General features: G+C 70.2%; 25 protein-coding genes and 1 pseudogene. 18 read left to right on the top strand and 8 right to left on the bottom strand.

The genetic code is table 11. The annotated features are described in order from the left end of the window. Positions 1-15: 15 nt before the first annotated feature. Entirely contained in the window at positions 16-1,167 is a 1,152-nt protein-coding gene (locus ACIA8X_RS00245) for an NADH-quinone oxidoreductase subunit D (RefSeq protein ID WP_393449151.1), read from the top strand. Positions 1,168-1,210: 43 nt separating this feature from the next. On the opposite strand, the gene ACIA8X_RS00240 is transcribed toward ACIA8X_RS00245, so the two are convergent. Continuing rightward, positions 1,211-2,272 carry an SAM-dependent methyltransferase gene (locus ACIA8X_RS00240; RefSeq protein WP_399457446.1) on the bottom strand — a complete coding sequence of 354 codons (1,062 nt, stop codon included), beginning with the start codon at positions 2,270-2,272 and terminating at the stop codon, positions 1,211-1,213. Between the two features lie 118 nt (positions 2,273-2,390). Here ACIA8X_RS00240 and ACIA8X_RS00235 point away from each other — a divergent pair, with 118 nt between their 5' ends. The 3 genes and pseudogenes from ACIA8X_RS00235 to ACIA8X_RS00225 all read left to right on the top strand — a co-directional run. Next, entirely contained in the window at positions 2,391-3,605 is a 1,215-nt protein-coding gene (locus ACIA8X_RS00235; protein ID WP_393449145.1) for a sensor histidine kinase, read from the top strand. 103 nt (positions 3,606-3,708) lie between these two features. Then, positions 3,709-4,380, top strand: coding sequence for a response regulator transcription factor (locus ACIA8X_RS00230; RefSeq protein ID WP_093908545.1), 672 nt, complete (start codon positions 3,709-3,711; stop codon positions 4,378-4,380). Positions 4,381-4,667: 287 nt separating this feature from the next. Next, positions 4,668-5,027 (top strand): annotated as a pseudogene (locus ACIA8X_RS00225) (ATP-binding protein); the annotation flags it as partial. A 3-nt stretch (positions 5,028-5,030) separates the two neighbouring features. On the opposite strand, the gene ACIA8X_RS00220 reads toward ACIA8X_RS00225, so the two are convergent. Continuing rightward, complete coding sequence (locus tag ACIA8X_RS00220; protein ID WP_393449142.1) at positions 5,031-6,137, bottom strand: DUF5937 family protein; 1,107 nt, start codon at positions 6,135-6,137, stop codon at positions 5,031-5,033. A gap of 177 nt (positions 6,138-6,314) precedes the next feature. Between ACIA8X_RS00220 and ACIA8X_RS00215 the strand changes: the two genes are divergently transcribed. After that, positions 6,315-6,530, top strand: a complete 216-nt coding sequence (locus ACIA8X_RS00215; RefSeq protein ID WP_393449139.1) for a hypothetical protein — start codon at positions 6,315-6,317, stop codon at positions 6,528-6,530. Here ACIA8X_RS00215 and ACIA8X_RS00210 read toward each other — a convergent pair. Next, a complete protein-coding gene (locus tag ACIA8X_RS00210; protein ID WP_393449136.1) occupies positions 6,520-7,716 on the bottom strand; it encodes a threonine aldolase family protein in 1,197 nt (398 codons plus the stop codon). The two genes, ACIA8X_RS00215 and ACIA8X_RS00210, sit on opposite strands and share 11 nt — an antisense overlap. Before the next feature lie 197 nt (positions 7,717-7,913). Between ACIA8X_RS00210 and ACIA8X_RS00205 the strand changes: the two genes are divergently transcribed. The 10 genes from ACIA8X_RS00205 to ACIA8X_RS00160 all read left to right on the top strand — a co-directional run bounded on the left by ACIA8X_RS00205 (position 7,914) and on the right by ACIA8X_RS00160 (position 16,482). Beyond that, the gene (locus ACIA8X_RS00205) at positions 7,914-8,852 is read left to right on the top strand and encodes a Rossmann-like and DUF2520 domain-containing protein (protein WP_393449133.1); all 939 of its coding nucleotides are present in this window, start codon (positions 7,914-7,916) and stop codon (positions 8,850-8,852) included. Next, a complete protein-coding gene (panC, locus tag ACIA8X_RS00200; protein ID WP_393449130.1) occupies positions 8,849-9,859 on the top strand; it encodes a pantoate--beta-alanine ligase in 1,011 nt (336 codons plus the stop codon). Before ACIA8X_RS00205 ends, panC begins: the two co-directional genes overlap by 4 nt. After that, positions 9,856-11,571, top strand: coding sequence for an L-aspartate oxidase (locus ACIA8X_RS00195; RefSeq protein WP_393449127.1), 1,716 nt, complete (start codon positions 9,856-9,858; stop codon positions 11,569-11,571). Before panC ends, ACIA8X_RS00195 begins: the two co-directional genes overlap by 4 nt. A 5-nt stretch (positions 11,572-11,576) precedes the next feature. Continuing rightward, complete coding sequence (nadC, locus tag ACIA8X_RS00190; RefSeq protein WP_393449124.1) at positions 11,577-12,557, top strand: carboxylating nicotinate-nucleotide diphosphorylase; 981 nt, start codon at positions 11,577-11,579, stop codon at positions 12,555-12,557. Positions 12,558-12,565: 8 nt separating this feature from the next. Continuing rightward, complete coding sequence (locus ACIA8X_RS00185; protein WP_393449121.1) at positions 12,566-13,363, top strand: type III pantothenate kinase; 798 nt, start codon at positions 12,566-12,568, stop codon at positions 13,361-13,363. Positions 13,364-13,708: 345 nt separating this feature from the next. Continuing rightward, positions 13,709-14,413, top strand: coding sequence for a hypothetical protein (locus tag ACIA8X_RS00180; protein WP_393449118.1), 705 nt, complete (start codon positions 13,709-13,711; stop codon positions 14,411-14,413). A gap of 72 nt (positions 14,414-14,485) precedes the next feature. Further along, the gene (locus tag ACIA8X_RS00175; protein WP_093908534.1) at positions 14,486-14,665 is read left to right on the top strand and encodes a hypothetical protein; all 180 of its coding nucleotides are present in this window, start codon (positions 14,486-14,488) and stop codon (positions 14,663-14,665) included. 178 nt (positions 14,666-14,843) lie between these two features. Next, the gene (locus ACIA8X_RS00170) at positions 14,844-15,326 is read left to right on the top strand and encodes a BlaI/MecI/CopY family transcriptional regulator (protein ID WP_393450014.1); all 483 of its coding nucleotides are present in this window, start codon (positions 14,844-14,846) and stop codon (positions 15,324-15,326) included. 9 nt (positions 15,327-15,335) lie between these two features. Continuing rightward, positions 15,336-15,899 (top strand): amino-acid N-acetyltransferase, encoded by a 564-nt coding sequence (locus tag ACIA8X_RS00165; RefSeq protein WP_393449115.1) that lies wholly within the window; start codon positions 15,336-15,338, stop codon positions 15,897-15,899. A gap of 247 nt (positions 15,900-16,146) precedes the next feature. Beyond that, entirely contained in the window at positions 16,147-16,482 is a 336-nt protein-coding gene (locus ACIA8X_RS00160; RefSeq protein WP_093908531.1) for an Lsr2 family protein, read from the top strand. Between the two features lie 42 nt (positions 16,483-16,524). On the opposite strand, the gene ACIA8X_RS00155 is transcribed toward ACIA8X_RS00160, so the two are convergent. Beyond that, on the bottom strand, positions 16,525-17,232 hold the full coding sequence (locus ACIA8X_RS00155) for an SCO3374 family protein (protein ID WP_399457445.1): 708 nt from the start codon (positions 17,230-17,232) through the stop codon (positions 16,525-16,527). Positions 17,233-17,662: 430 nt separating this feature from the next. On the opposite strand from ACIA8X_RS00155, the gene ACIA8X_RS00150 reads away from it, so the two are divergent. Next, a complete protein-coding gene (locus ACIA8X_RS00150) occupies positions 17,663-20,188 on the top strand; it encodes an ATP-dependent Clp protease ATP-binding subunit (protein ID WP_393449108.1) in 2,526 nt (841 codons plus the stop codon). A gap of 77 nt (positions 20,189-20,265) precedes the next feature. On the opposite strand, the gene ACIA8X_RS00145 is transcribed toward ACIA8X_RS00150, so the two are convergent. Then, the gene (locus ACIA8X_RS00145) at positions 20,266-20,901 is read right to left on the bottom strand and encodes an HAD family acid phosphatase (protein WP_399457444.1); all 636 of its coding nucleotides are present in this window, start codon (positions 20,899-20,901) and stop codon (positions 20,266-20,268) included. Positions 20,902-21,395: 494 nt separating this feature from the next. Between ACIA8X_RS00145 and ACIA8X_RS00140 the strand changes: the two genes are divergently transcribed. Then, positions 21,396-22,007, top strand: a complete 612-nt coding sequence (locus tag ACIA8X_RS00140; RefSeq protein ID WP_399457443.1) for a M23 family metallopeptidase — start codon at positions 21,396-21,398, stop codon at positions 22,005-22,007. Positions 22,008-22,041: 34 nt separating this feature from the next. Here ACIA8X_RS00140 and ACIA8X_RS00135 read toward each other — a convergent pair whose 3' ends face one another. Next, positions 22,042-22,629 carry a TetR/AcrR family transcriptional regulator gene (locus tag ACIA8X_RS00135; protein ID WP_393449099.1) on the bottom strand — a complete coding sequence of 196 codons (588 nt, stop codon included), beginning with the start codon at positions 22,627-22,629 and terminating at the stop codon, positions 22,042-22,044. Between the two features lie 118 nt (positions 22,630-22,747). On the opposite strand from ACIA8X_RS00135, the gene ACIA8X_RS00130 reads away from it, so the two are divergent. Continuing rightward, the gene (locus tag ACIA8X_RS00130) at positions 22,748-24,349 is read left to right on the top strand and encodes an MDR family MFS transporter (RefSeq protein WP_393449096.1); all 1,602 of its coding nucleotides are present in this window, start codon (positions 22,748-22,750) and stop codon (positions 24,347-24,349) included. 110 nt (positions 24,350-24,459) lie between these two features. Here ACIA8X_RS00130 and cseC read toward each other — a convergent pair whose 3' ends face one another. Together cseC and cseB are read right to left on the bottom strand one after the other, a co-directional pair. Next, a complete protein-coding gene (gene cseC / locus ACIA8X_RS00125; RefSeq protein ID WP_399457750.1) occupies positions 24,460-25,818 on the bottom strand; it encodes a two-component system sensor histidine kinase CseC in 1,359 nt (452 codons plus the stop codon). Between the two features lie 179 nt (positions 25,819-25,997). Next, positions 25,998-26,702, bottom strand: coding sequence for a two-component system response regulator CseB (gene cseB / locus ACIA8X_RS00120; protein ID WP_393449093.1), 705 nt, complete (start codon positions 26,700-26,702; stop codon positions 25,998-26,000). Between the last annotated feature and the right edge of the window lie 6 nt (positions 26,703-26,708).

The raw sequence follows: 26,708 nt of genomic DNA, 5'->3' as shown, positions 1-26,708 counted from the left end.
GGAGAGACTGTGTCCATGACTCCTACGACGGAGACCATGGTCGGCATCGGCGGCGCCGCGGAGAGCACCGACATGGTGCTCAACATCGGGCCGCAGCACCCGTCCACGCACGGCGTGCTGCGCCTCAAGCTCGTCCTGGACGGGGAGCGCATCCAGCACGCGGAGCCGGTGATCGGGTACATGCACCGCGGCGCGGAGAAGCTCTTCGAGGCCCGCGACTACCGGCAGATCATCATGCTCGCCAACCGCCACGACTGGCTGTCGGCGTTCTCCAACGAGCTGGGCGTCGTACACGCCGTGGAGCGCATGCTCGGCATGGAGGTGCCGGAGCGGGCGGTGTGGACCCGGACGCTGCTCGCCGAGCTCAACCGGGTGCTCAACCACCTGATGTTCCTCGGGTCGTACCCGCTGGAGCTGGGCGGGATCACGCCGATCTTCTACGCCTTCTCGGAGCGCGAGGAGCTCCAGCATGTGATGGAGGAGGTCTCCGGCGGGCGGATGCACTACATGTTCAACCGGGTGGGAGGCCTGAAGGAGGACCTGCCGGCCGGGTGGACCACGCGCGCGCGTACCGCCGTCGCCGATGTGCGCTCGCGTATGGACCGGTTCGACGACCTGGTGCTCGGCAACGAGATCTTCCGGGGGCGCACACGGGGCGTGGGCATCCTCGCGCCGGAGACCGTGCACGCCTACGGCGTGAGCGGGCCGATCGCGCGCGCCTCGGGCGTCGACTTCGACCTGCGCCGGGACGAGCCCTATCTCGCGTACGGCGAACTGGGGGACGTCCTGAAGGTCGTGACCCGGGACGAGGGCGACTGCCTCGCCCGGTTCGAGTGCCTGCTGGAGCAGACCCACAACTCCCTCGACCTCGCCGACGCCTGCCTCGACCGGCTCGCCGAGCTGCCGCCCGGGCCGATCAACCAGCGGCTCCCCAAGGTGCTGAAGGCGCCCGAGGGGCACACGTACACGTGGACCGAGAATCCGCTCGGCATCAACGGCTACTACCTCGTCAGCAAGGGCGAGAAGACGCCGTACCGGCTGAAGCTGCGCTCGGCGTCGTACAACAACATCCAGGTGCTGGTGGAACTGCTGCCGGGGACGCTGATCGCGGACATGGTGGCGATCTTGGGGTCGATGTTCTTCGTGGTCGGGGACATCGACAAGTAGCGACCGGTCACTTCGCCGGTACGTCTCACTTCGCCAGTACCGCTCACTTCGGCAGTACGTCCGGAATTCCAACCGACTGCATCAACCAGCCGAAGTCGCCGAGCCCGCCCGTAGCGGTGAGCTCGGCGGCCTCGCCCGCGGTCGCGAGGGCACGTACGTACTCGGCAGGGCGCGCGGAGGCCAGTTCCAGTGAGGGGCGTGCACCGGTGATGCCCAGGGCGCGCAATGCGTCGCGCTGTGAGAGCAGGCGTGCATCGGGCAGCGCGCACGCCGCCGCGCACGCGTCCAGCGCGACATGCGCCGTGATGTCGCACGAGCCGTCCGGCACGGGCGCCGTCTCGCGGCCCTCGCGGAAGCCGGTCAGCGTCCCGAAGGGCGGCCGCTCCCGCGCCGTGTGCGCGTAGTCCACGGCGACGGCGAGCCCCCCGTCCAGCGCCGCGACCACGTTCGCCCAGGCCTCGTCCCGGGGCAGCCCGATCTCGGCCCGCAGCCCTGCCGACGACCCTTCCAGCTCCTCCAGCCCCTCCAGGGCGTCCCCGCCCCGCGCCCCCTCCGCGCCCCCCAGCGGCCACCACCGCGCCAGCCACTGCGCCTCCGCGCCGGTGACCGGCTCCCCGAGGCGTTCGGCCCCGTCCCGTCGTACGAGGACCCGGCGAGGTACGCCCCCGGAGTCCACCTCGGCGACCTCCACGGGGACGTTGTCCAGCCACTCGTTGGCGAAGAGCAGGCCCGTGATCCGTGGCGGGGGCTCGCGCAGCCACTCGATCCGGTGATCGAGCGTGTGCGGGCGGTCGGCGATCTCGACGGCGTACGCACGCGTGCGTGCCGCCACCTCGGCGGGCAGGGCGGCCAGTACGCCGGTGATCAGCTCGCCCCGCCCCGCCGCCATGTCGACGAAGTCGAGCGAGGGGGGCCGGCCCAGGGCCTCGTCGACCCGGCACAGCAGCCGGGCCACGGCACCGGCGAAGAGGGACGACGCGTGCACGGACGTACGGAAGTGGCCGGCCGGCCCCTCGGGCCTGCGGTAGAAGCCGCCCGGCCCGTACAGGGCGGATTCCGCCGCCGCCCGCCACCCGCGCCACTCGCCCGCCGCCTCTGCCGTCACCGGCCCAGGCTAAGCGCACAGACGAACGCACCCTCCACCTTGCGGAGTACGCGCACGTAGTACGGATCGGCCCTCCGGTTGACCCCTGCACACATCTCACTTCCCTACTCTGGGTTACGTGCAGCGCCTCTACGACTTTCTCCGCAGGCACCCGACATGGGTCGACAGCTTCTGGGCCGTCATCCTTTTCGGGATCTCTGTGGTCACCGTGGCCGTCCGGGACGAGGGCGGGCAGAACCCTCCGGGCACGGATTCAGAGGCCGCCATCATCGCGGTGGTTCTGCTGTTGTGCCTGGTCATCGCGTTGCGCCGGCGTATGCCGGAGAAGATGCTGCTGCTGGCCGCCGGTGTGGGGCTGGCGCAGCTGGCGCTGAACGTGGCGACGACACCCGCCAACTTCGCCTTCCTGGTGATCACCTACACCGTCGCCGCGACCGGCGCCCGCTGGGCCTCCCGGCTCGCGCTGGGCGCGGGACTGTGCGCGGCGCCGCTGGCACAGCTGCGCTGGCCGGAGCGGGATTCCAGCGTCCCGGGCAACATCGCCCTGATGATCTTCCTGACGGTGCCGTTCGCGCTCGCCTGGGTGCTCGGCGACTCGATCCGAACCCGCCGCGCCTACTACGAGCAGCTGGAGGAGCGCGCGACCCGGCTCGAAAAGGAGCGCGAGGCGCAGGCCAAGGTCGCGGTCGCCGCCGAACGCGCCCGGATCGCACGCGAGCTGCACGACGTGGTCGCGCACAACGTCTCCGTGATGGTGGTGCAGGCCGACGGCGCCGCCTACGTCCTCGACGCCGCGCCCGACCAGGCCAAGAAGGCCCTGGAGACCATCTCCTCCACCGGCCGCCAGGCCCTCGCCGAGATGCGCCGCCTGCTCGGGGTGCTGCGCACCGGCGAGCACCAGGAGAGCGGCGAGTACGTCCCGCAGCCCGACGTCGAGCAGATCGACGACCTCATCCAGCAGTGCCGCACCTCCGGCCTCCCGGTCGACTTCAAGGTCGAGGGCACCCCGCGCCCGCTGCCCAGCGGCGTCGAGCTGACGGCGTACCGCATCGTGCAGGAGGCGCTCACCAACACCCGCAAGCACGGCGGGCCCAACACGGGCGCGAGCGTGCGCCTGGTCTACTTCGACGACGGCCTCGGCCTGCTCGTCGAGGACGACGGCAAGGGCGCCCCGCACGAGCTGTACGAGGAGGGCGGCGCCGACGGCCAGGGGCACGGTCTGATCGGCATGCGCGAACGGGTCGGCATGGTCGGCGGGACGCTGGACGCGGGGCCGCGTCCGGGCGGAGGATTCCGCATCAGTGCGCTGCTGCCGCTCAAACCGGCCCACTGACGCCTGCGCATGCCCTTTGTTGACACCTGTAACGCCCCTGTAGAACCCCCTTGTAGAAGAACCCCCCTGTAGACGGACACGAAAGACACGGAAGAGGACCCCGATGACGATCCGCGTGATGCTCGTCGACGACCAGGTGCTGCTGCGCACCGGGTTCCGGATGGTGCTCGCCGCCCAGCCGGACATGGAGGTCGTCGCGGAGGCGGGCGACGGCGTCGAGGCCCTCCAGGTGCTGCGGGAGACCCCCGTCGACGTCGTGCTGATGGACGTACGCATGCCGAAGCTCGACGGTGTGGAGACCACCCGCCGTATCTGCCAGGAGGCCAACCCGCCGAAGGTGCTGATCCTGACCACCTTCGACCTCGACGAGTACGCCTTCTCCGGGCTGAAGGCGGGCGCCTCCGGCTTCATGCTCAAGGACGTGCCGCCCGGCGAGCTCCTCGCCGCCATCCGCTCGGTGCACAGCGGCGACGCGGTGGTGGCCCCGTCGACGACCCGGCGCCTGCTGGACCGGTTCGCGCCGATGCTGCCCTCCACCGGCAAGGAGGCCCAGCACAAGGAGCTGGAGCGGCTCACCGACCGCGAGCGCGAGGTCATGGTGCTGGTCGCGCAGGGCCTGTCCAACGGCGAGATCGCGGCCCGGCTGGTCCTGTCCGAGGCGACCGTGAAGACCCACGTGGGCCGCATCCTGACCAAGCTGGGGCTACGGGACCGGGTGCAGGTCGTGGTCCTGGCGTACGAGACGGGTCTGGTGCGGGCCGGCGGGCACGGTTGAGGGCGGTTTCGCGGGTGAGAGTGCCGGACGCCTTCAGGCCCTGTCGTCGACCCCTCGTCGCTGCTGCGGGGCAGGTGAGGGCTTGACGACAGGGCCTGAAGGTCTGCGCATGCTCCTTTGGCATCCTCCCCCTCCTAAGAGGAGCGGGATTCCAGCCCAAGCGGGCTGAGGTTCACGGACGCTCGACCACTTGAAGATGGTGTCGTCCCTCCGGCATACCCTGCCGCGACGCGCCCAACGTAGCACAAACCGGGGCAGTCAACTCCCCCTGCTGCGGCAGCGAGATCGTGGCGGCCCGGCGCGAACTCGGCCATGACGTACGGCACTTCACGCTCCTCGCCGAGCGCGAGACGGTCCTGAAGCGGCTGCGCGAGCGGGGCTTCGGGCACCTCCTCTCGTTCGCCGCAAGGAAAAACTCCGGGCTGCGCCGTGAGAGTTGGGCCGTACAGCAGCTCGACCACTGCCTGGAGCGGTTGTGCGAACCGGAGTTCGCCGAGCATCTGTGGACGGACCACTCGACCGTGCCGAAGACGGCGGACCGCATCGCCGTCCTGGCCGGGCTCCGGCTGCGGCCGAACAACGAGGGTGCGCTGCGGACGCGGCTGCGGCAGGCGGGCGTCGGGGTCAGACACATCCGCTTCGACTGACGGTCATCTCAGGAGCGCTTCGAGGAAGTCGCTGCCGAGCCGTGCCACGGCGGTGACGTCCAGCTGGTGCAGGACATACCGCCCGCGGCGGCGGGTGGCGATGAGGCCCGCCTTCTTGAGGACGCCCAGGTGCCGGGATATCTCGGGCGCGGTCATGCCGTGGATCTGCACGAGTTCGCTCGTGGTGTACGTGCTGCGCGCGAGATTGCGGCAGAGCTGCATCCGCACCGGGTGGGACAGAGCGGTCATCCGCAGGGTCAGCTGGTCGACCGACGGCGGTGCGGCGAGGCCGGGGGAGCCGGTCGGATAGTGCAGTACCGGCTGCCAGCCGTGCCGGTGCAGCACCATCAGGTGGGGCCATCCCAGGCTCGTCGGCACGAGCAGCAGGCTGCTGTCCTTGATGACGGTGTGGCCCTGGCGCAGCTTGTCGATCGAGATCCTTCCGGCGGCCTCGTCGACGCTCACCGCCGGGGACACCGCGGTCAGCGCCTCGGTCAGCCCTTTGTGTCGCAGCAGGTCGGTCTTGTGGCGGGCGTCCGCCGCGAGCTGGTGGCTGAGGCGGGACCACGCCTCGGCGAAGAACGCCTCGTCGCATTCCTGGAGGAACTGCCGCAGCCAGGACCGGATCCGCGGCGGATCGACCAGCAGCCGTTCACTGAAGCGCAACTGCTGCGGCCCGCGCGCGGCGGCCAGCTCGAGAGCCTGCCGGCGCAGCTCCGCGTCGGCCAGAACGGACGGCCCCCGCGTCGCGTACGGCAGCGCGCAGGTGAACTCCAGTGCCGCGTCCACGAACTGCTCGTCCGTCAGCTTGTCCAGCAGGTCCAGGTCCTCGGCGAGCGTGGCACCCGGGAGAGTGCTGCCGCCCGGGACGCCGGCGAAGGGCAGGAACAGGTCCGAGAACGTCGTTCGCCACAGGAAGTCGGCCTCGCACATCCGGTCGGCCAGGTGCGAGTCCAGCCGGGCCGTCACGCTCGTCACCCAGCCCTGCAGGCCCGGGTGGTGCCCCGGCTCCGACAGCGCGTGCAGCGCCATGCCGAGCTCGGCCAGGGGCGAGGGCACGACGGCGAGCCTCTCCGGCCGCAGCCCCGCGATGTCGATGGTCACGCTCATGTCCTCATGGTGCACCCCGCCACTGACAACGCGGCCGTCGATTGACGGCGGCCGTCAATCGACGCGACGTGGCCGCCGTACGGGGGCGAGCCTGGCATTCACCGGGCAGCCGCGGAGCCCTGTCCCCCTCACCTCCTGTCACCTCCTGTCTCCTACGTCCCGAGAAGGCGATACGCCATGAGCATCACGCAGCACTACCTCCTCGACACCTACCGTGCCCTCCAACACGGCGAGCCCGCCCCGCCCGCGCCCGGTGCCCATGACTGGCAGGTCGCGCGCGAGTGGCGCGACCACCGGGAGTTCCGGGCGGTCGTCGCCGGACGCCCGACCCATGGGCGGATACGCCAGGCTCTGGGCCGGTGGCTTCGGCAACGGGCCCGCTCTACCTGCTGACCTCCTCGGTCAGCCGGGTCACGAACTCCGCGACGGCCGCTGTCACGTCGCCCGCCGTCCACTCCAGGCCGGCGGCGCGGACAGAGACCTCGGTGCAGGCCAGCCCCGGGCCCTTCTGATCCCAGGCATTGGCGAACAGCCCGGTCTTCGTCTCCTCCGCCTGGCGGATCGCGGCCTCGGAGAGAACGTCGACGTCGTACGGCAGCCAGAGCTGGAACTCGTTCGTGTGCGGCACCTCGGGGTGGACGCGCGCCCACGGCACCCCGGCCGCGGCGAACCCCTCGCGCAGCGCGGCGGCCACCACGCGCGCGTGGGTCACGTACTCCGGCAGCCGGGGCAGTTCCCGCTCCAGGCCGACCAGCGCCGACAGCGCCGTGGGGAACTGCTGGAACGGCATGCCGCCGTAGCGGTGCCGCCAGACCTTCGCTTCCTCCACCAGCGTCCGTGGACCGGCGAGCGCGGCGCCCCCGTATCCGCGCAGGGACTTGTAGAACGACACGTAGACGCTGTCCGCCAGGCCCGCGATCTCCTCCAGCGGGCGGCCGAAGTGGACGGTGGACTCCCACAGGCGCGCGCCGTCGAAGTGCACCACCGCGTCGCGCTCCCGCGCTGCCTCGACCACCTCGACGAGCTCGTCCCAGGAAGGCAGCAGGAATCCGGCGTCGCGGAGGGGAAGTTCCAGCAGCAGTGCCCCGAAGGGCTCCTCGAAGTCGCGGACCTCGGCGGCCGTCGGCTGCCTCGGCTCGCTCGTCACCCGCACCGGGCGCAACCCGCTGACCTGGCTGAACGCGTTCCGCTCATGCACCTCGGGGTGGGCCAGCGCATGCAGGGCGACGGTCGGGTCGCCGGTGCGGCCGGCCCAGCAGCGCAGGGCGACCTGCTGCGCCATCGTGCCGGTCGGGAAGAACGCGGCGGCCTCCTTGCCGAGCAGCGCCGCGGTCTTGTCCTCCAGGGCCTCGACGACGCCGTTTCCGTAGAGGTCCGCCCGCTCGTCCAGGTCGTACACGTCCGGCGCTGCCTCCAGGAGCGCGAGGCGCTCGCGGAGCGTGCCCAGGAAATCGAGGCGCGAGAGGACGCGCTCCGCGCCCCGGAACGCGCCTATGCGCCGCTCGTAGCGTTGCTTGCGCTGTTCGTCGTCCGTGATCTGCGTGCTCTGCTGTGTGCCCTGCTCCGCCGTATCGCTCATGCCCCGGATCATCCCGCCCGACCTCCCGCGGGGGCACCCGAGTTTCGACCGACGCCCCCACCCGTCCACAGGCGCGCGAAAGGCGTGGGGAAACCCACAGCCTGTGGACAACCGAACGCCCCTCGAACCAATCGCGTTAACATGACGAGAAATCGTCCGGTACCCGGAGCGGACTGGAACGGGAAGGCCGCCTTCGCGTGAGTACAAGCCAACAGCCAGATCCCAAGGACCGCCCCGCGCGGCTCACCGTCGGTGTCGTCGGCGCCGGCCGGGTGGGCCCCGCGCTCGCCGCGTCCCTCCAGCTCGCCGGGCACCGCCCGGTGGCCGTCTCCGGGGTCTCCGACGCCTCCCGGCGACGGGCCGAGCGGATGCTCCCCGACGTGCCGCTCGTGCCGCCCGCCGAAGTCCTCGCGCGCGCCGAGCTGGTCCTGCTGACCGTCCCGGACGACGCACTGCCCGGGCTGGTCGAGGGCCTCGCCGAGACCGGGGCCGTACGGCCGGGGCAGCTGCTGGTGCACACCTCCGGGCGATACGGCGCCAGGGTCCTGGACCCCGCCCTGCGCGCGGGCGCGCTGCCGCTGGCCCTGCACCCCGCGATGACCTTCACCGGCACCCCCGTGGACGTCCAGCGCCTCGCCGGCTGCTCCTTCGGCGTCACCGCGCCCGAGGAGCTGCGGCTGGCCGCCGAGGCCCTCGTCATCGAGATGGGCGGCGAACCGGAGTGGGTCGCAGAGGAGATGCGCCCGCTGTACCACGCGGCGCTCGCGCTGGGCGCGAACCACCTGGTGACGCTGGTCGCGCAGTCCATGGAGCTGCTGCGCGAGGCGGGTGTGGCGGCCCCCGACCGCATGCTCGGCCCGCTGCTCGGCGCCGCGCTCGACAACGCGCTGCGCTCCGGCGACGCGGCCCTGACCGGCCCCGTCGCGCGCGGGGACGCGGGCACCGTCGCCGCGCACGTCACGGAGCTGCGCCGGCATGCTCCGCAGACCGTCGCCGGCTACCTGGCGATGGCGCGCGCGACCGCCGACCGGGCGCTCGCCCACGGACTGCTGAAGCCGGAGCTCGCCGAGGACCTCCTCGGGGTACTCGCCGACGGGACCAACGGGACCAACGGCGCCGAGGGAGACGCCCGATGACCACCACCCTGCTGCGCACCGCCGACGAACTGCACGCACGCACGCGTGCCGGCCGTCGCGCCGTAGTGATGACCATGGGCGCCCTGCACGAGGGCCACGCCACCCTGATCCGCACCGCGCGGGAGATCGCGGGGCCGGACGGCGATGTCGTCGTCACCGTCTTCGTGAACCCTCTGCAGTTCGGCCAGGGCGAGGACCTCGACCGCTATCCGCGCACCCTGGAGGCCGACCTCAAGGTCGCCGAACAGGCGGGCGCGGACACCGTGTTCGCCCCTGCCGTGGACGAGGTCTACCCGGGCGGCGAGCCCCAGGTACGCATCAGCGCCGGTCCCATGGGCGAGCGCCTGGAAGGCGGTTCCCGCCCCGGCCACTTCGACGGCATGCTCACCGTCGTCGCCAAGCTGCTGCACCTCACCCGCCCCGACGTCGCCCTGTTCGGCCAGAAGGACGCCCAGCAGCTCGCGCTGATCCGCCGGATGGTGCGCGATCTGAACTTCGGCATGGAGATCATCGGCGTCCCGACCGTGCGCGAGGAGGACGGCCTCGCGCTCTCCAGCCGCAACCGCTACCTCTCGCCCAAGGAACGGCGCACGGCGCTCGCGCTGTCCCAGGCGCTGTTCGCCGGGCGCGACCGGCACGCGGCGCAGGAGGCGCTGCGCGCGCGTGCCCGCGAAGTGCCCGCCACGCGTGCGCGTGCCGAGGCCCTCAGCGCCATAGGGGAGTCCCGTGCGGCGGCCGACGCGCACGCCGTCGCCAAGGCCGTCCCCGGCGCGGCGGCAGCCGTCCGCGCGGCCGCCCGGCTGGTCCTCGACGAGGCGCTCCGCCTCGACCCGCCGCTCGAACTGGACTACCTGGCCCTCGTCGACCCGTCGGACTTCACGGAGATCACCGACCACGAGGAGGACTTCATCGGCGAGGCCGTCCTCGCCGTCGCCGCCCGGGTCGGGACGACCCGGCTGATCGACAACATTCCCCTCACCTTCGGAACCCTCGGAGCCGCCTCGTGACCAGCACAGGCATACGACTGCACGCGCCCGCGCCCGGGTGGTCCATCGCCGCGGACGTCGTGGTCGTCGGCTCCGGCGTCGCCGGCCTCACCGCGGCCCTGCGCTGCGATGCCGCCGGCCTCAGGACGGTCGTCGTCACCAAGGCCCGCCTCGACGACGGCTCCACCCGCTGGGCCCAGGGCGGCATCGCCGCGGCCCTCGGCGAGGGCGACACCCCCGAACAGCACCTGGACGACACCCTGGTCGCGGGCGCCGGCCTGTGCGACGAGGGGGCCGTACGCATCCTCGTGACCGAGGGCCCGGACGCCGTACGCCGACTGATCGAGACCGGCGCCCACTTCGACGAGTCCTCCGAAGGCGAACTGGAACTCACCCGCGAGGGCGGCCACCACCGCCGCCGCATCGCCCACGCCGGCGGCGACGCGACCGGTGCGGAGATCTCCCGCGCCCTGGTCGAGGCGGTACGCGCGCGTGGCTTGCGCACGATCGAGAACGCGCTCGTCCTGGACCTGCTGACGGACGCCGACGGCCGTACGGCGGGCGTCACCCTGCACGTGATGGGCGAGGGCCAGCACGACGGCGTGGGAGCGGTCCACGCCCCCGCGGTGGTCCTGGCGACCGGCGGCATGGGCCAGGTCTTCTCGGCGACGACGAACCCTTCCGTGTCGACGGGCGACGGCGTGGCCCTCGCCCTCCGAGCGGGCGCCGAAGTCAGCGATCTCGAATTCGTCCAGTTCCACCCCACCGTCCTCTTCCTCGGTGCGGACGCGGAGGGCCAGCAGCCCCTGGTCTCCGAGGCGGTACGCGGCGAGGGCGCCCACCTGGTCGACGCCGACGGCGTGCGCTTCATGATCGGCCAGCACGAACTCGCCGAACTCGCCCCCCGGGACATCGTCGCCAAGGGCATCATGCGGCGCATGCAGGAGCAGGACGCCGAGCACATGTTCCTCGACGCGCGCCACTTCGGCGCCGACATGTGGGAGCACCGCTTCCCGACGATCCTGGCCGCCTGCCGCGCCCACGGCATCGACCCGGTGCACGACCCCATCCCGATCGCGCCGGCCGCCCACTACGCCTCCGGCGGCGTGCGCACCGACTCCCAGGGCCGTACGACCGTCCCCGGCCTGTACGCGTGCGGCGAGGTGGCCTGCACGGGCGTGCACGGCGCCAACCGCCTGGCCTCCAACTCGCTCCTCGAAGGCCTGGTCTACGCCGAGCGCATCGCGGAGGACATCGCGGCGGCCCAGGCGGCGAACGGCCTCCACGCGCGCGTGCCGCACCCGGTGCCGTACCCCGAGACCCCCGAGCACCCCCTGCTCGCGCCCGAGGCCCGCTTCGCGATCCAGCGGACCATGGCGGACGGCGCCGGAGTCCTGCGCTCGGCCGAGTCCCTCGCCAAGGCCGCCGACCAGCTCCAGCGACTGCACTCCGAGGCCCGCGACGCCCTCGCCGAGAACGGCAAGACGGCCGAGCCCGGCGTCGACACCTGGGAGGCCACGAACCTCCTGTGCGTGGCCCGGGTCCTGGTGGCCGCCGCCAACCTCCGCGAGGAGACTCGGGGTTGCCACTGGCGCGAGGACGAGCCCGACCGCGACGACACGACATGGCGCCGCCACATCGTCGTACGCATTGACCCGGACCGCACACTGGCCGTGCACACCACCGAAACCGCAGACTTCCCCCCTACCCGGCAGCCACAGCAGGAGCAGTGACAGAAGTGACCACCCCCGACCTTCCCCTCGCCCCGAACGGCGGCTGCGGCGGCGACTGCGCCTGCGGTGCCGACGAGGAGGCCGCAGAATACGCAGAGTGCGGCCTCGACCCCGCGCTCGCCCAGCTCCTGGCCGACGCGGGCCTCGACCCGATCGAGGTCGAGGACATCGCCAACGTCGCCATCCAGGAGGACCTGGCGCACGGCGTGGACGTGACGACGGTCGCGACCATCCCCGAAGAAGCAGTGGCCACGGCCGACTTCGTGGCCCGCGAGGCGGGCGTGGTGGCGGGCCTCAGGATCGCCGAAGCGGTCGTCTCGATCGTCTGCGAGGACGAGTTCGAGGTGGAGCGCCACGTGGAGGACGGCGACCAGGTGGAGGCAGGCCAGAAGCTCCTGTCGATCACCACCCGCACCCGGGACCTCCTGACGGCCGAACGCAGCGCGTTGAACATCCTCTGCCGCCTGTCGGGCATCGCGACGGCCACGCGCGCGTGGGCGGACGTACTGGACGGCACGAAGGCGAGCGTCCGGGACACCCGTAAGACCACCCCCGGTCTGCGCGCTCTGGAGAAGTACGCGGTCCGCTGCGGAGGCGGTGTGAACCACCGCATGTCCCTCTCGGACGCGGCGCTGGTCAAGGACAACCACGTACTGGCGGCGGGCGGCGTGACGCAGGCCTTCAAGGCAGTCCGCGAAGCCTTCCCGGACCTCCCGATCGAGGTCGAGGTGGACACCCTCCACCAGCTCCGCGAGGTGGTGGACGCGGGCGCGGACCTGATCCTCCTGGACAACTTCACGCCGATGGAGTGCGAGGAGGCGGTGGCGATCGTGCACGGCCGGGCGGCACTCGAGGCATCGGGCCGCCTGACCCTGGCCAACGCCAAGGCGTACGCGGACACGGGCGTCGACTACCTGGCCGTAGGTGCCCTCACCCACTCCTCGCCGATCCTGGACATCGGCCTGGACCTGCGAGCGGCGGAGTAGGGACGGGCATGCTCCTCACGATCGACGTAGGCAACACCCACACCGTCCTCGGCCTGTTCGACGGCGAGGACATCGTCGAGCACTGGCGCATCTCGACGGACGCCCGCCGCACGGCCGACGAACTGGCGGTCCTCCTCCAGGGCCTGATGGGCATGCACCCCCTCCTCGGCGAGGAACTGGGCGACGGCATCGACGGAATCGCCATCTGCGCCACCGTCCCCTCCGTCCTTCACGAACTCCGCGAGGTGACCCGCCGCTACTACGGCGACGTCCCCGCGGTCCTCGTCGAACCAGGCGTGAAGACGGGCGTCCCGATCCTCACGGACAACCCCAAGGAGGTCGGCGCCGACCGCATCATCAACGCGGTCGCGGCGGTCGACCTCTACGGCGGCCCGGCCATCGTCGTCGACTTCGGTACGGCGACGACGTTCGACGCGGTGAGCGCGCGCGGCGAGTACGTCGGCGGCGTCATCGCCCCCGGCATCGAGATCTCCGTCGAGGCTCTCGGCGTCCGGGGCGCCCAGCTCCGCAAGATCGAAGTGGCCCGCCCGCGCAGCGTCATCGGCAAGAACACCGTCGAGGCCATGCAGTCCGGCATCATCTACGGCTTCGCAGGCCAGGTGGACGGCGTGGTCACCCGCATGGCCCGCGAACTCGCCGACAACCCCGACGACGTCACGGTCATCGCGACGGGCGGTCTGGCACCGATGGTCCTGGGCGAGTCCTCGGTCATCGACGAACACGAGCCGTGGCTGACGCTGATCGGCCTACGCCTGGTGTACGAGCGCAACGTCTCCCGAATGTGACGCCGCGGCCGGATGCAGGTTGCTGGGGGCCTGCGGCCCCCAGACCCCCGCTTTCGGCCCTGAAGGGGCCTCGTCCTCAAATGCCGGACGGGCTGAGATTGCCTGGCCCGGCGTCGAGCGGATGGCTGGAGCGCGCCCCTGCGGCGCCGCAGCCGCGTACGGCGGCAAGGGGACACCCCCGACGCGGCCCCGACCCACAACGCACCCCCAGGCGCTACGCGAGCCCCCACCCAACCCCCACAGGCCGCCGCAGGCATCAACGCGCACCCCCACCACCCGAGTGGCTCCCCACGCCACACCCGCCCCCTATGCCGTGTTTGTCTGATTAGCGCGTATCGTCACCGCATGCCCACGCCATACGGATCCCGCGGCGGCATGGCGTTCGGTGCGGAGGAGCTGCGTGTGCTCCGCCGCGCTCTCGCCCTCGCCCTCCACCCCAGCCCCGCCTCGGTCGAAGACGTCCAGGACTGTCTCCGCCTCGCCGAGTCGCTCGACGAGGCGATGCGCGAGGGTGCCAGGCTGCGTGCGTTCTTGGTGGCCGACCTCGCCCGCTACCGCGCCGCCCTCCCCGGCACCGCAGCCGGCTACCTCACCCTCCTCGAAGAGGCCCTCACCGCCGGGTACCACCCGACCCCCGACGACCTCGCCGCCCTCAGGGCCCTGCGCGGCACCCCCACCGCAGCCACCCTCCTCACCCGCTGCCGGCCACTCGCCACCCCCGCCACACCCGCCATCCCCGCGTCCCGCGCCCACCTCCAGGCCCTCCCTGGAGGCCGCTCGAACGCTGCCTACGGCACCGGCGCCACCGTCGTCCTCCCCGCCCAGGACACCGGCCAGGACCCCGGCCACGACACCGCCCAGGATCCCGCCAAGCCACCCCGGAAGAAGCCCACCGAAAGACCGGCCGCCCCCAAACCCGGCCCCGGCCAGGAGCCCAACCCCGCCGCCCCGAGGCCGACCCGCCCCATCCCCACCCCGGGCGAGGTCTTCCCCCGCCGCAAACCGGCCCCACCGCCCACGAACCCGTCCCAGCACCTCGCCGCGGGCTGAGAACAACCGCAAGGCGGACCCAGGCGGGTGCCCCCAAAAAGCACCCGCCCACCCCCTGGCTACCCTGGACGCATGGACTACGTCTCCGCACTCCTCCCCCCGGTCGTCATGGCCGTGTTCTTCATCGGTCTGATCAGGGTGATCGTGAAGACCCAGGGCGGAGCCAACAAGGCCAAGGAGGACGCGGCCGTCGACGCCGCCCTCGCGCGCGCGGAGGGCACCCGCCAGGCCTCCACGACCCCGGACGCCTGACCAGGCAGACGCAACCGCCGAGCTGACCGGCGTACGACTCAAGCCCTCGCTATCCGAGTCGTACGCCCTTTTTGTTCCCATTTGCCAAGGAAAGTGCCCGTCCGAGGCGCCAACACCCAGATCTCCCACTATTGTGCGAGCTGTGCCTCGCCCATTGGGAGAACTCGAAGACGCGGTCATGACGCGGGTGTGGAAGTGGAACCGCCCGGTGACCGTTCGAGAAGTCCTGGAAGATCTCCAGCAGGAACGGTCCATCGCGTACACCACGGTGATGACCGTTTTGGACAATCTCCATCAGAAGGGCTGGGTACGCCGCGAAGCGGAAGGCCGGGCCTATCGATATGAGGCGGTCTCCACACGAGCCGCCTACGCGGCCGCCCTGATGAACGACGCCTGGTCGCAGAGCGACAACCCCGCCGCCGCACTCGTCGCCTTCTTCGGCATGATGAGCGACGAACAGCGTCATGCCCTGCGGGACGCCGTACGCATCGTCCAGGGCCCGGAAACACCCGAACCCACGGAAACGCCTGATACACGCCGCGTTACGGGCGGTGCCGATACCGCCGCCGCCGATACCGCCGGAACGGATACCGGCCCGGATACCCGTACCGATACCGGCCATGAGAACCCCGGCTCGGCGCGGGAGCCAGGCGGGCGATAGCGTCCGCTCATGTCAGCAGAGAGCCACTCGACCGAGAGCCCCTCGGTGGAGAGCCGTGAAGTCAGCTCAAAAGCCATCACCGTCCGGCGGGCCCGCACCAGCGATGTCCCGGCGGTACGTCGTCTCCTTGACGAGTACGTCCAGCGTCGCATCCTGCTCGACAAAGCCACGGTCACGCTTTACGAGGACATCCAGGAGTTCTGGGTCGCGGAACGCGACGACAACGGCGAGGTCGTCGGCTGCGGCGCCCTGCACGTGATGTGGGAAGACCTGGCGGAAGTCCGCACTCTCGCCGTGAAGCACGGCCTGAAGGGCGCCGGCGTCGGCCATCAGGTGTTGGAGAAGTTGCTGCACACCGCGCGCTGGCTCGGCGTTCGACGGGTTTTCTGTCTGACCTTCGAAGTGGACTTCTTCGGCAAGCACGGCTTCGTCGAGATCGGCGAGACGCCGGTTGACACCGATGTCTACGCCGAGCTGCTGCGTTCCTATGACGAGGGCGTGGCGGAGTTCCTCGGTCTCGAACGAGTGAAACCGAACACCTTGGGCAACAGCCGGATGCTTCTGCATCTGTGATCGCCGCGGATCCACCAGGATCGACAACCCGTATTCCGGCCGAGCGGCCATGCCCGGGTTCCCTATGTCCGAAACGCGCATGTTTCCGGACGGGGGCCGGGCCTGTCGGTCTCTCCCGGGGGTTTGTGTTTTTCCCGCAAAAGCGGTTTGCTTTCCGACGTACTGCAGTACTGCATATAACAGGGGACGGCGAAACGGCGGACGCCGCAGACCCCCGGCCCTCAAGTTATCGATGAAAGGAAATCCGGTGGCACAGAAGGTTCAGGTCCTTCTTGTCGACGACCTCGACGGCGGCGAGGCGGACGAGACCGTGACGTTTGCGCTGGACGGCAAGACGTTCGAGATCGATCTCACGACTGCCAATGCGGACAAGCTCCGTGGCCTTCTCGAGCCTTACGTGAAGGGCGGTCGTCGTACCGGAGGCCGCGCTTCGGGTGGCCGCGGAAAGGCGCGCGCCGCTTCCGGTGGCAGCCAGGACACCGCGCAGATCCGCGCGTGGGCCAAGGAGAACGGCTACGAGGTCAACGACCGTGGCCGTGTTCCCGCGTCCATTCGCGAGGCATACGAGAAGGCAAACGCCTGATCAAGGGCAAGCCTGACCGGTGAAACAGGCCAACGGCCTGAGCTACGGACAGGGCGACGGCTGGGCGCCCAGGCGTCGCAGCCACAGGCGGTGGCAGTGCGTCGCCACCGTGTCCAGAACCCGTACCAGATCGGGGGCGCCCCCACCGCCCCCCATGGCCGACAGCGTCGGCAGCGAGGCCTCGACCTCGCCCCCAGGCTCGGGGGGCCGCAGCCACACGGCGGCCCCCTGTACGGCATCGGAGCGCCCCAGGGGAAGAAGCGGCCGCACCGCGCAGGCGCCCGGCGGCCCAGGACGCCGTACAGCCGCCCTCGGCCCCGGATCGCCGGAATGCCGTACGGCCGTGACGAGCCCCACCTCGGGTGGCACGGGCGCCTCCATGAGGTCGCCCTCGCCGAGCGTCGTCAGGTCCAGGGGCAGCGTGCCCCACTCCAGCCAGTCCAGCGCCCCCGGCACGTCCTGCGCGCTGCCCGCGGCGATGAGCAGCCGCATCCGGTCGCCCCGTACGGCCACCGGGCTGTCCGGCGTCAGATGGCGCAGTGCCGCGCGGCCCGCCGCGGCCGGGACGTCCAGGACGTCGAACAGTGGACCCACCCGAAGGCGCAGCGGGGATCCGGGCGCTCCGGGCACCACCGGCCAGCCCAGTTCGTTCTCGTACCACCGACGGACCTGATCGCTCGGATCGAGCGGCCGACGGGGGAGAGGGATCGTGGCGAGGTCCGTGGTGATCACGGGGCGGGTGCCGACCATGCCAAGTGCAACCGCCGAAAGAGCATGCGAGTTACGCTGGGTGTCCTAGTGGATGCGCAGAGTGTCGAAAAGGGGGCGTGCGGGGGGTGTGGGGAGGCGCAAGGTTGTTCGCCCGTAGCGGAGGGAACCGGGGGGCGCGGCATGGAGTGTCAGTCCCAGCGGGTAAGACATCCCTAGTGGGAGGGGGCGACACGCAGGACAGTGGGTCTCACGTTCGCCATCGGCGTAGTGATGGTGAGGGTAACCACCTGGCCTGCGGGAACATCGTCTCGCACCATCGGGTTGGAGCAGATGTCGGCGTTCGGGGTCAGGAGGCCATCGACGGTGTCGGCAGTTGGAATGAGCGGTCCCCGCTTGCGGGACTAAGCTGCGGAAGGACAGGGAGGGGAAGTTCCCCCCACTGCCTGACCGCTCTGAGGAGCGATTAACGATGTTCGAGAGGTTCACCGACCGCGCGCGGCGGGTTGTCGTCCTGGCTCAGGAAGAAGCCCGGATGCTCAACCACAACTACATCGGCACCGAGCACATCCTCCTGGGCCTGATCCACGAGGGTGAGGGTGTCGCCGCCAAGGCCCTTGAGAGCCTCGGGATTTCGCTCGAGGCGGTCCGCCAGCAGGTGGAGGAGATCATCGGGCAGGGGCAGCAGGCCCCGTCCGGGCACATCCCCTTCACCCCCCGTGCCAAGAAGGTCCTGGAGCTGTCGCTCCGCGAGGCCCTTCAGCTGGGCCACAACTACATCGGCACGGAGCACATCCTGCTCGGCCTGATCCGTGAGGGCGAGGGCGTCGCCGCCCAGGTCCTGGTCAAGCTGGGCGCAGATCTCAACCGGGTGCGGCAGCAGGTCATCCAGCTGCTCTCCGGTTACCAGGGCAAGGAGACCGCCACCGCCGGCGGGCCTGCCGAGGGCACCCCCTCGACGTCCCTGGTCCTCGACCAGTTCGGCCGGAACCTCACCCAGGCCGCTCGTGAGTCCAAGCTCGACCCGGTCATCGGGCGCGAGAAGGAGATCGAGCGGGTCATGCAGGTGCTGTCCCGCCGTACCAAGAACAACCCGGTCCTGATCGGTGAGCCCGGCGTCGGCAAGACCGCCGTCGTCGAGGGCCTCGCCCAGGCCATCGTCAAGGGCGAGGTGCCCGAGACCCTCAAGGACAAGCACCTCTACACCCTGGACCTCGGCGCGCTGGTCGCCGGCTCCCGCTACCGCGGTGACTTCGAGGAGCGCCTGAAGAAGGTGCTCAAGGAGATCCGCACCCGCGGCGACATCATCCTGTTCATCGACGAGCTCCACACGCTGGTCGGTGCGGGTGCCGCCGAGGGCGCCATCGACGCGGCCTCCATCCTGAAGCCGATGCTGGCCCGCGGTGAGCTGCAGACCATCGGTGCGACCACGCTGGACGAGTACCGCAAGCACCTGGAGAAGGACGCGGCCCTTGAGCGCCGCTTCCAGCCCATCCAGGTCGCGGAGCCGTCCCTGCCGCACACGATCGAGATCCTCAAGGGTCTGCGTGACCGGTACGAGGCCCACCACCGGGTCTCCATCACCGACGAGGCGCTGGTCCAGGCCGCCACCCTGGCCGACCGGTACATCTCGGACCGCTTCCTGCCGGACAAGGCGATCGACCTGATCGACGAGGCCGGTTCCCGGATGCGCATCCGCCGGATGACCGCGCCGCCGGACCTGCGCGAGTTCGACGAGAAGATCGCGGGCGTGCGCCGCGACAAGGAGTCCGCGATCGACTCGCAGGACTTCGAGAAGGCCGCCTCCCTGCGCGACAAGGAGAAGCAGCTCCTGGCCGCCAAGGCCAAGCGGGAGAAGGAGTGGAAGGCCGGCGACATGGACGTCGTCGCCGAGGTCGACGGCGAGCTGATCGCCGAGGTCCTCGCGACCGCCACCGGCATCCCGGTCTTCAAGCTGACCGAGGAGGAGTCCTCGCGTCTGCTGCGCATGGAGGACGAGCTCCACAAGCGGGTCATCGGCCAGGTCGACGCCGTCAAGGCGCTGTCGAAGGCGATCCGCCGTACGCGTGCCGGTCTGAAGGACCCGAAGCGTCCCGGTGGCTCGTTCATCTTCGCGGGCCCGTCCGGTGTCGGTAAGACCGAGCTCAGCAAGGCCCTCGCCGAGTTCCTCTTCGGTGACGAGGACGCGCTGATCTCCCTCGACATGTCGGAGTTCAGCGAGAAGCACACGGTGTCGCGTCTCTTCGGTTCGCCCCCCGGTTACGTGGGTTACGAAGAGGGCGGCCAGCTGACCGAGAAGGTTCGCCGCAAGCCGTTCTCCGTCGTCCTCTTCGACGAGGTCGAGAAGGCCCACCCGGACATCTTCAACTCGCTGCTGCAGATCCTGGAGGACGGTCGTCTGACCGACTCCCAGGGCCGGGTCGTGGACTTCAAGAACACGGTCATCATCATGACGACCAACCTCGGCACCCGGGACATCTCCAAGGGCTTCAACCTGGGCTTCGCGGCCTCGGGTGACACGAAGACCAACTACGAGCGCATGAAGAACAAGGTCTCGGACGAGCTCAAGCAGCACTTCCGTCCCGAGTTCCTCAACCGCGTCGACGACGTGGTCGTCTTCCCGCAGCTGACCCAGGCCGACATCCTCAAGATCGTCGACCTGATGGTCGGCAAGGTGGACGAGCGCCTGAAGGACCGGGACATGGGCATCGAGCTCTCCCAGTCCGCCAAGGAGCTGCTGTCCAAGAAGGGTTACGACCCCGTGCTGGGCGCCCGGCCGCTGCGCCGTACGATCCAGCGCGAGATCGAGGACTCGCTGTCGGAGAAGATCCTCTTCGGCGAGCTGCGTCCCGGTCACATCGTGGTCGTGGACACCGAGGGCGAGGGCGAGGCCAAGACCTTCACCTTCCGCGGTGAGGAGAAGGCGGCGCTGCCGGACGTCCCGCCGATCGAGCAGGCGGCCGGTGGATCCGGGCCGAACCTGAGCAAGGAGGCCTGACCCTCCGGGGGTTGAGCCGAAGAAAAGGGCCGGTGCTGGAAAGCACCGGCCCTTTTCGTGTGCCCGATGGAAGCGGCTTACGACAGCTGGCCGTTGTAGTCCGGCAGCTTGTACGTCTTCTCGGCGTGGCCGCCCGACAGGTCGGTGGCGCTGTTGCCGATGTTCGCGATGATCGTGTAGCCCTTCTTCTCGATGTCGACGCGCTGGGCCGTCTTGTACTCGGCGACGTCCTTGAAGAGGTCGCCGAAGCTGCGCACGTGGAGGCCGGACACCTGGTAGCCGACGTGCTTGAGGTTGTAGTCGGTCACCGAGGCGATGATGCCGGGGCGGGCGGTCACGAAGAACAGGGAGACGCCGTGCTCCTGGGCGTACTTGGCGACCTCAAGGACCGGCCCGTTGGCCGGCTGCGGGTAGCTGAAGCCGAAGTCCGTCTCCAGGGTCGTGTTGTCGATGTCGAAGACGATCGCCTGCTTCTCACCGGGCTTGGTGTTCGCGATCCGCTGCTTCAGATCGGGCAGCGCCTGGCCCATCACCGCCTGGCAGTCCTTCTGCCAGGTGGCGTAGTCGACGTCGGCCGCCGCTGCGGGGGTGGTGGCGGTGGAGGTGCTCGTCGCGGTGGTCGTCGCCGCATCGGCGGGGACCGCGAGGGCCACGAGGGCGGCTGCGGAGGCGGTGCTGACCGCGATGCGGCGCGCCCAGGGGCGAAGCGTCATGTGGGGGGTCCTCTCACGTCACGTGCGCGGGTTGTCGCGTGCATGTTCGTGTGCCGGAGTGGCTGGTGGGGAACCAGCGGGTTACCGGACGGTAGCTCACGTTGAGGCTTCGCTCACATAACTGCGCAGGATTTCGTTACGAGTTGGCGGATGGGCCGCGTAAGGCCCGTCACATTCCGAGGTCTCTTGATTGCGCTCGGCGGTGATATGCCGCACAGGCGATTTGTCCGTTACTAGTTGGAATAGTGGAAACGAGGGCTCGGACAAAAGGGACGTTTATCAAGGAAATGACTGTGGGGTTTCCGTATCCGTGCTGGTTCGTCCGGAATGGTGGCTCTGTCAAGATGCGGTGATTTTTGTGGCGGGGTACTAGCTTCCGTCGTAGATAAGGGGTTTTGGGGTTCGAGGGGTCGGGGGTTACCAAGGGATGGCCATCCGGCGAGCGACTGACGCGGCGGGTGGTTCTCTCTGTCGTCGTCCCCATGAGGTTTCGCATGTCCCCGCGCTTCTCGTTCCGTTCGCCCCGTACGTCCGCGTTCCGCACCCGTGCCGCTGTCGTGGCCGCCGGCCTGGGGGCCTCGGTCGTGCTGGGCGCCGGAGGCGCGGTCGCCGCCGAGCTGACCTCCGCCACCGGTGCCTCCACCGCCGTGCAGGCTCAGTCCGCCGCCGCGAAGAAGGCCGGCGTCGCGTCCTGGGTGAGCCCGGTGAAGAAGTACACGAAGTCCGCCAGCTACGCGCAGGCCGGCGGCATGTGGCAGTCCACCCACAGCGGGCAGGACTTCGCCGTCCCCAGCGGCACCCAGGTCGTGGCCGCGCACGGCGGCACGGTCGTGAAGGCCGGCGGCAACGGCGCCGGCGACGGTCCCGCGTACGGCAACGCCGTCGTCATCAAGCACGGCAACGGGACGTTCTCCCAGTACGCCCACCTGTCGCGCGTCGACGTGAAGATCGGCCAGGTCGTCAAGACCGGTCAGCAGATAGCCAAGTCCGGCAACACCGGCAACTCCAGCGGGCCGCACCTGCACTTCGAGATCCGCAAGACCGCCAACTTCGGCTCCGCGGTCGACCCCGTGGCCTTCCTGCGGGCCAAGGGTCTGACGATCTGAGTCGCCGAGCCGTTCAGAGCCTGTGAACAGGCTCTCAGGTGCCCTTGTGTGCCTGGGTGATCAGGTCCGTGGCGACCTCGAGGATGGCCTTGCGCTTTTCCTCGGGGTCGCCTTCGAGGTCCTTCATGACGAACATCCCGGCGTGCATCGTGAACAGCGCGCTGATGCAGCGGACCTGGTCGACCATGTCGGCGTCCGGGTCGATGATGATGTCGCGCATGCCGAGCATGCGGTTCTTGAACATCTCGCCGATGCTCAGCTCGCGGACGGTCGCCTGGTTCTCCTGCATGAAGCGGAACAGCGGCTCGGCGTCGGCCAGGGCCTGGCTGTAGCGGCGTACGATCTCCTGCTTCGTGTCGAGTGAGTGCGGCTGCCGCCTGCCCCACTCGATCAGCTCCTCGATCGGCTTCGTCAGATCCTCGAAGAGACTGACGATGATCTCTTCCTTGGTCTTGAAGTGGTAGTACAAGGCCGCTTTCGTGACCTCCAGGCGCTCGGCGATCTCGCGCAGGGAGGTCTTCTCGTAGCCCTGCTCGGCGAAGAGTTCGAGGGCCACGTCCTGGATGCGCTGGCGGGTGTTCCCGCGGCGCCGCTGCTTGGTGCCGTCCATGGTGCCACCCATCCTCGTACGCCTCGGCTTTCCATAAAACTTACTTGACGCCCGGCTAGTTACGCCCCTACCTTCCCTGAGTGTAGACAACTAGCCGGGCGGCAAGTAAGTAGCCGGGGGAGTGGGAACCATGGCGGACATAGAGACAGTTGACGCGGGGGCGGAGGAACCGGCTGAGAAACAGCCGAAGAGCGTACGGGTCGTGCTGCTCGCGCTGATGATCACGATGATGCTCGCGATGCTCGACAACATGATCATCGGCACCGCGATGCCGACGATCGTGGGTGAGCTGGGCGGGCTTGAGCATCTGTCCTGGGTCGTGACGGCGTACACACTGGCGACCGCCGCCTCCACTCCGCTGTGGGGCAAGCTCGGCGACATGTACGGGCGCAAGGGCGTCTTCATGTCGTCGATCGTGCTGTTCCTGATCGGGTCGGCCTTGAGCGGTATGGCTCAGGACATGGGGCAGCTCATCGGGTTCCGTGCGGTGCAGGGGCTCGGTGCCGGTGGTCTGATGGTCGGTGTCATGGCGATCATCGGTGACCTGATTCCGCCTCGGGAGCGCGGCAAGTACCAGGGCATGATGGCCGGCGTCATGGCGCTCGCGATGATCGGCGGTCCGCTGGTCGGCGGCACCATCACCGACCACTGGGGCTGGCGCTGGGCGTTCTACATCAACCTGCCGCTCGGTGTCGTGGCGCTCGCCGCGATCAGTGCCGTGCTGCATCTGCCGAAGAAGCGGGCACAGGCACGGATCGACTACCTGGGCGCGGGGCTGCTCACCGTCGGAATCACCTCGATCGTGCTGGTGACCACGTGGGGTGGCACGGAGTACGCGTGGACGTCCGCGCGGATCATGGAGCTCATCGGCATCGGCGTCGCCGCGCTCGTCGGGTTCGTGTTCTGGCAGACCAAGGCGGCCGAGCCGGTGGTGCCGTTGCACATCTTCCGCAGCCGGAACTTCACGCTGATGTCCCTGATCGGCTTCATCACCGGGTTCGTGATGTTCGGCGCGACGCTGTTCCTGCCGCTGTACCAGCAGTCCGTGCAGGGCGCCTCCGCCACCAACTCCGGGTTGCTGCTGCTGCCGATGCTCGGCGCGATGCTGGTCACCTCGATGGTCGCCGGGCGGGTGACCACGAACACCGGGCGCTACAAGGTCTTCCCGGTCGTCGGCAGCGTGCTGATGGTCGTCGGGTTGTACCTGCTGTCGACGATGGACACCGGGACGAGCCGGTTCACCTCCGGCGTGTTCATGGCCGTGGTCGGTCTCGGTATGGGCTGTCTGATGCAGATCACCATGCTGGTCGCGCAGAACAGCGTCGAGATGAAGGACATGGGCGTCGCGTCCTCGTCCACCACGCTCTTCCGTACGCTCGGCTCCTCGTTCGGCGTCGCGATCATGGGCGCGCTGTTCAACAGCCGGGTGCAGGACGTCATGTCCGAGCGGGCCGGGTCCCTCGGCTCCAAGGTGACCGAGCGGTCGGCACAGCTGGACGCGGCGAGCCTCGCGAAGCTGCCGGACGCGGTGCGGGAGGCGTACCAGCACGCGGTGTCGGCCGGGACGCACTCGGCGTTCCTGCTGGGGGCGGTGATCGCGGTGCTGTCGTTGGCGGCGGCCGTGTTCGTGAAGGAGGTGCCGCTCAAGGGGGCGGGGCCGAAGGCGGACGACGCCGCCGAGGAGGGCGCGGACACCGGGCCGAAGGCGGCGCCGGTCGTGGAGGCCGTCTGAGCCTGAAGGCGGCGGCGGTCGTGGAGGCCGTCTGAGTCTGCGGTACATGGGAGGCCCTCGGGATACCGGGGGCCTTCGCCTGTGCGGGCCGGTCCTCGTCACCGGCGCCGCTACGGCAGCATCGGGTAGCTCCCCGTGTTCGTCGGCGCGTGTTCCGGGAGCCAGAGCACGGCCACCGCGCCCTCCGCCCGCACATGCTCGGGGGCGCCCGCCGGGCGGACGTTGCGGAAGGTCAGTCGGGCGCCCAGCACCCGGGCCTGACCTGCCGCGATGGTCAGGCCGAGGCCGTGGCCGTGCCCCGAGCGGTCGCTGCTGCCCGTGCGGAAGCGGCTCGGGCCGTCGGCGAGCAGGTCCTCCGGGAACCCGGGGCCGTGGTCGCGCACCCGGATGACCCGGCCCTCGACCGTGACCTGGACCGGCGGCCTGCCGTGCCGTGCCGCGTTGGCCAGCAGGTTGAACAGCACCCGCTCCAGGCGCCGCGGGTCGGTCGTGACCGCCGACTCGTGGACGACCCGCACCTCGATCGCGGGATCCTTCGCCGCGACCCGCCGGCTGACGAACTCGCCCAGCATGATGTCCTGCAACTCGGCCCGCTCCGAGGCGCTGTCCAGCCGGGCCACCTCCAGGACGTCCTCGACGAGCGTGCGCATGGCCTTCGCCCGGTCCAGCACCAGCTCGGTGGGCCGGCCGGGAGGCAGCAGCTCGGCCGCCGTCAGCAGTCCGGTCACCGGCGTGCGCAGCTCGTGCGCGATGTCCGCGGTCACCCGGCGCTCCGCGTCCAGCCGCTGCTGCAACGCGTCCGCCATGGCGTCCACGGCGCTCGCGAGGTCGTCGGTCTCGTCCCGTACGACACCCCCGATGGCGTCCCGTACCCGGACGTCCGACTCGCCGCTCGCGACCTGGTTCGCCGCGGCGGCCGCCTTGCGCAGCCGGCGCGAGAGCTGCCCGCCGATGAGCACACCGAGCGCGCTGCCACCGAGGACGACCGAGATGGAGCCGATGATCATGGCCTGGTCGAGGCGGGCGAGGATGTGCTCGCTGCGGTCGGTCCAGCCGGTGCGCAGCGACAGGACACTCCCGTCGTTGAGCGGTACGGCGGCCCAGATGTCGGGCCCCCCGCTCGGCGTGTCCGTCACGTACGTCGCCCGCCGGCCCTCCTCGACCTTGTCCCGCAGCGCCGCCGGCAGGGCCGGGTCGTCGATCGTGGCGTTGGGGAAGTTCAGCCGCTTGGACTGCTCGTAGCTGCGCTGGGCGATCTGGATGCGCTCGTCCGCGAGGTCGCGCGCGCTGTCCAGCATGGAGACCCGGGCCTGGTTGTGCACGACCAGGCTCAGCACGACCGCCACGAGCGCGCCGACCAGCGCGATCGCCGCACTCAGCTTCCACCTCAGCCCCGTACGAATGGCCACCCGGCTGTCCGACCGGCTTTCCGACCGACGGCCCGCACGGCTGTCCGACCGATTGCCCATACGGCTGCCCACCCGGCTGTTCGCACCGCTGTCCAAGCGGCTTTCCGTGTGCCCGCTCACGCCTACGCCCGCACGACCCATCATGCGCGTGTCCGCGATGTCCGCCGGATCCGTGAGCCCCGCGCTCCCCGCGCCGGACGGCGCCGGGCGTCTGAACATCCCCCTCATGCCCGCCCCGCTCAGGCCTTCAGCTTGTAGCCGAAGCCACGGACCGTCTCGATGCGGTCCTGGCCGATCTTCTGCCGCAGCCGTTGCACATGGACGTCGACGACCCGGGTGTCCCCGCCCCAGCCGTAGTCCCACACGCGCTCCAGCAGCTTGTCCCGCGACAGCACCGTGCCCGGCGCGGAGGAGAACTCCAGCAGCAGCCGCATCTCGGTCGGCGTGAGCGCGACCGGCTGCCCGCCCCGGCGCACCTCCATGCCCTCGGTGTCGACCTCCAGGTCGCCGAAGCTCAGCATCCCGCCGGTGGCGGCCGCCACGGACTCCTCCGTCCGGTCGCCGCCGCTCGCGTGCCCGAAGCGGCGCAGCACGGCGCGGATCCGCGCGACCAGCACGGCACCGTCGAACGGCTTGGTCACGTAGTCGTCCGCGCCCGCCTCAAGGCCCAGCACCACGTCGATCGAGTCCGCGCGCGCCGAGAGCATGATCACCGGCACGGTCGACTCGTCGCGGATACGGCGGCACAGACTGACCCCGTCCAGGCCTGGGACCATGACGTCCAGCAAGGCGATGTCCGGCCGGTTCGTCCGGAACGCCTCCAGGCCGGACAGCCCGTCGGGCATGGCGGTGACCGCGAAGCCGTCCCGCTCCAGGGCGAGTTGGGTGGCCTCGCGGATGACGTCGTCGTCCTCGACGAACAGGACGTGGGTCTGCTCTGCCATCCCGGT

This window comes from Streptomyces sp. NPDC051738, assembly GCF_044453205.1.
Classification (GTDB): Bacteria; Actinomycetota; Actinomycetes; order Streptomycetales; family Streptomycetaceae; genus Streptomyces.
The sequence above is the reverse complement of the archived record's forward strand: the minus strand, read 5'-3'. Positions and strand labels throughout refer to the sequence as shown.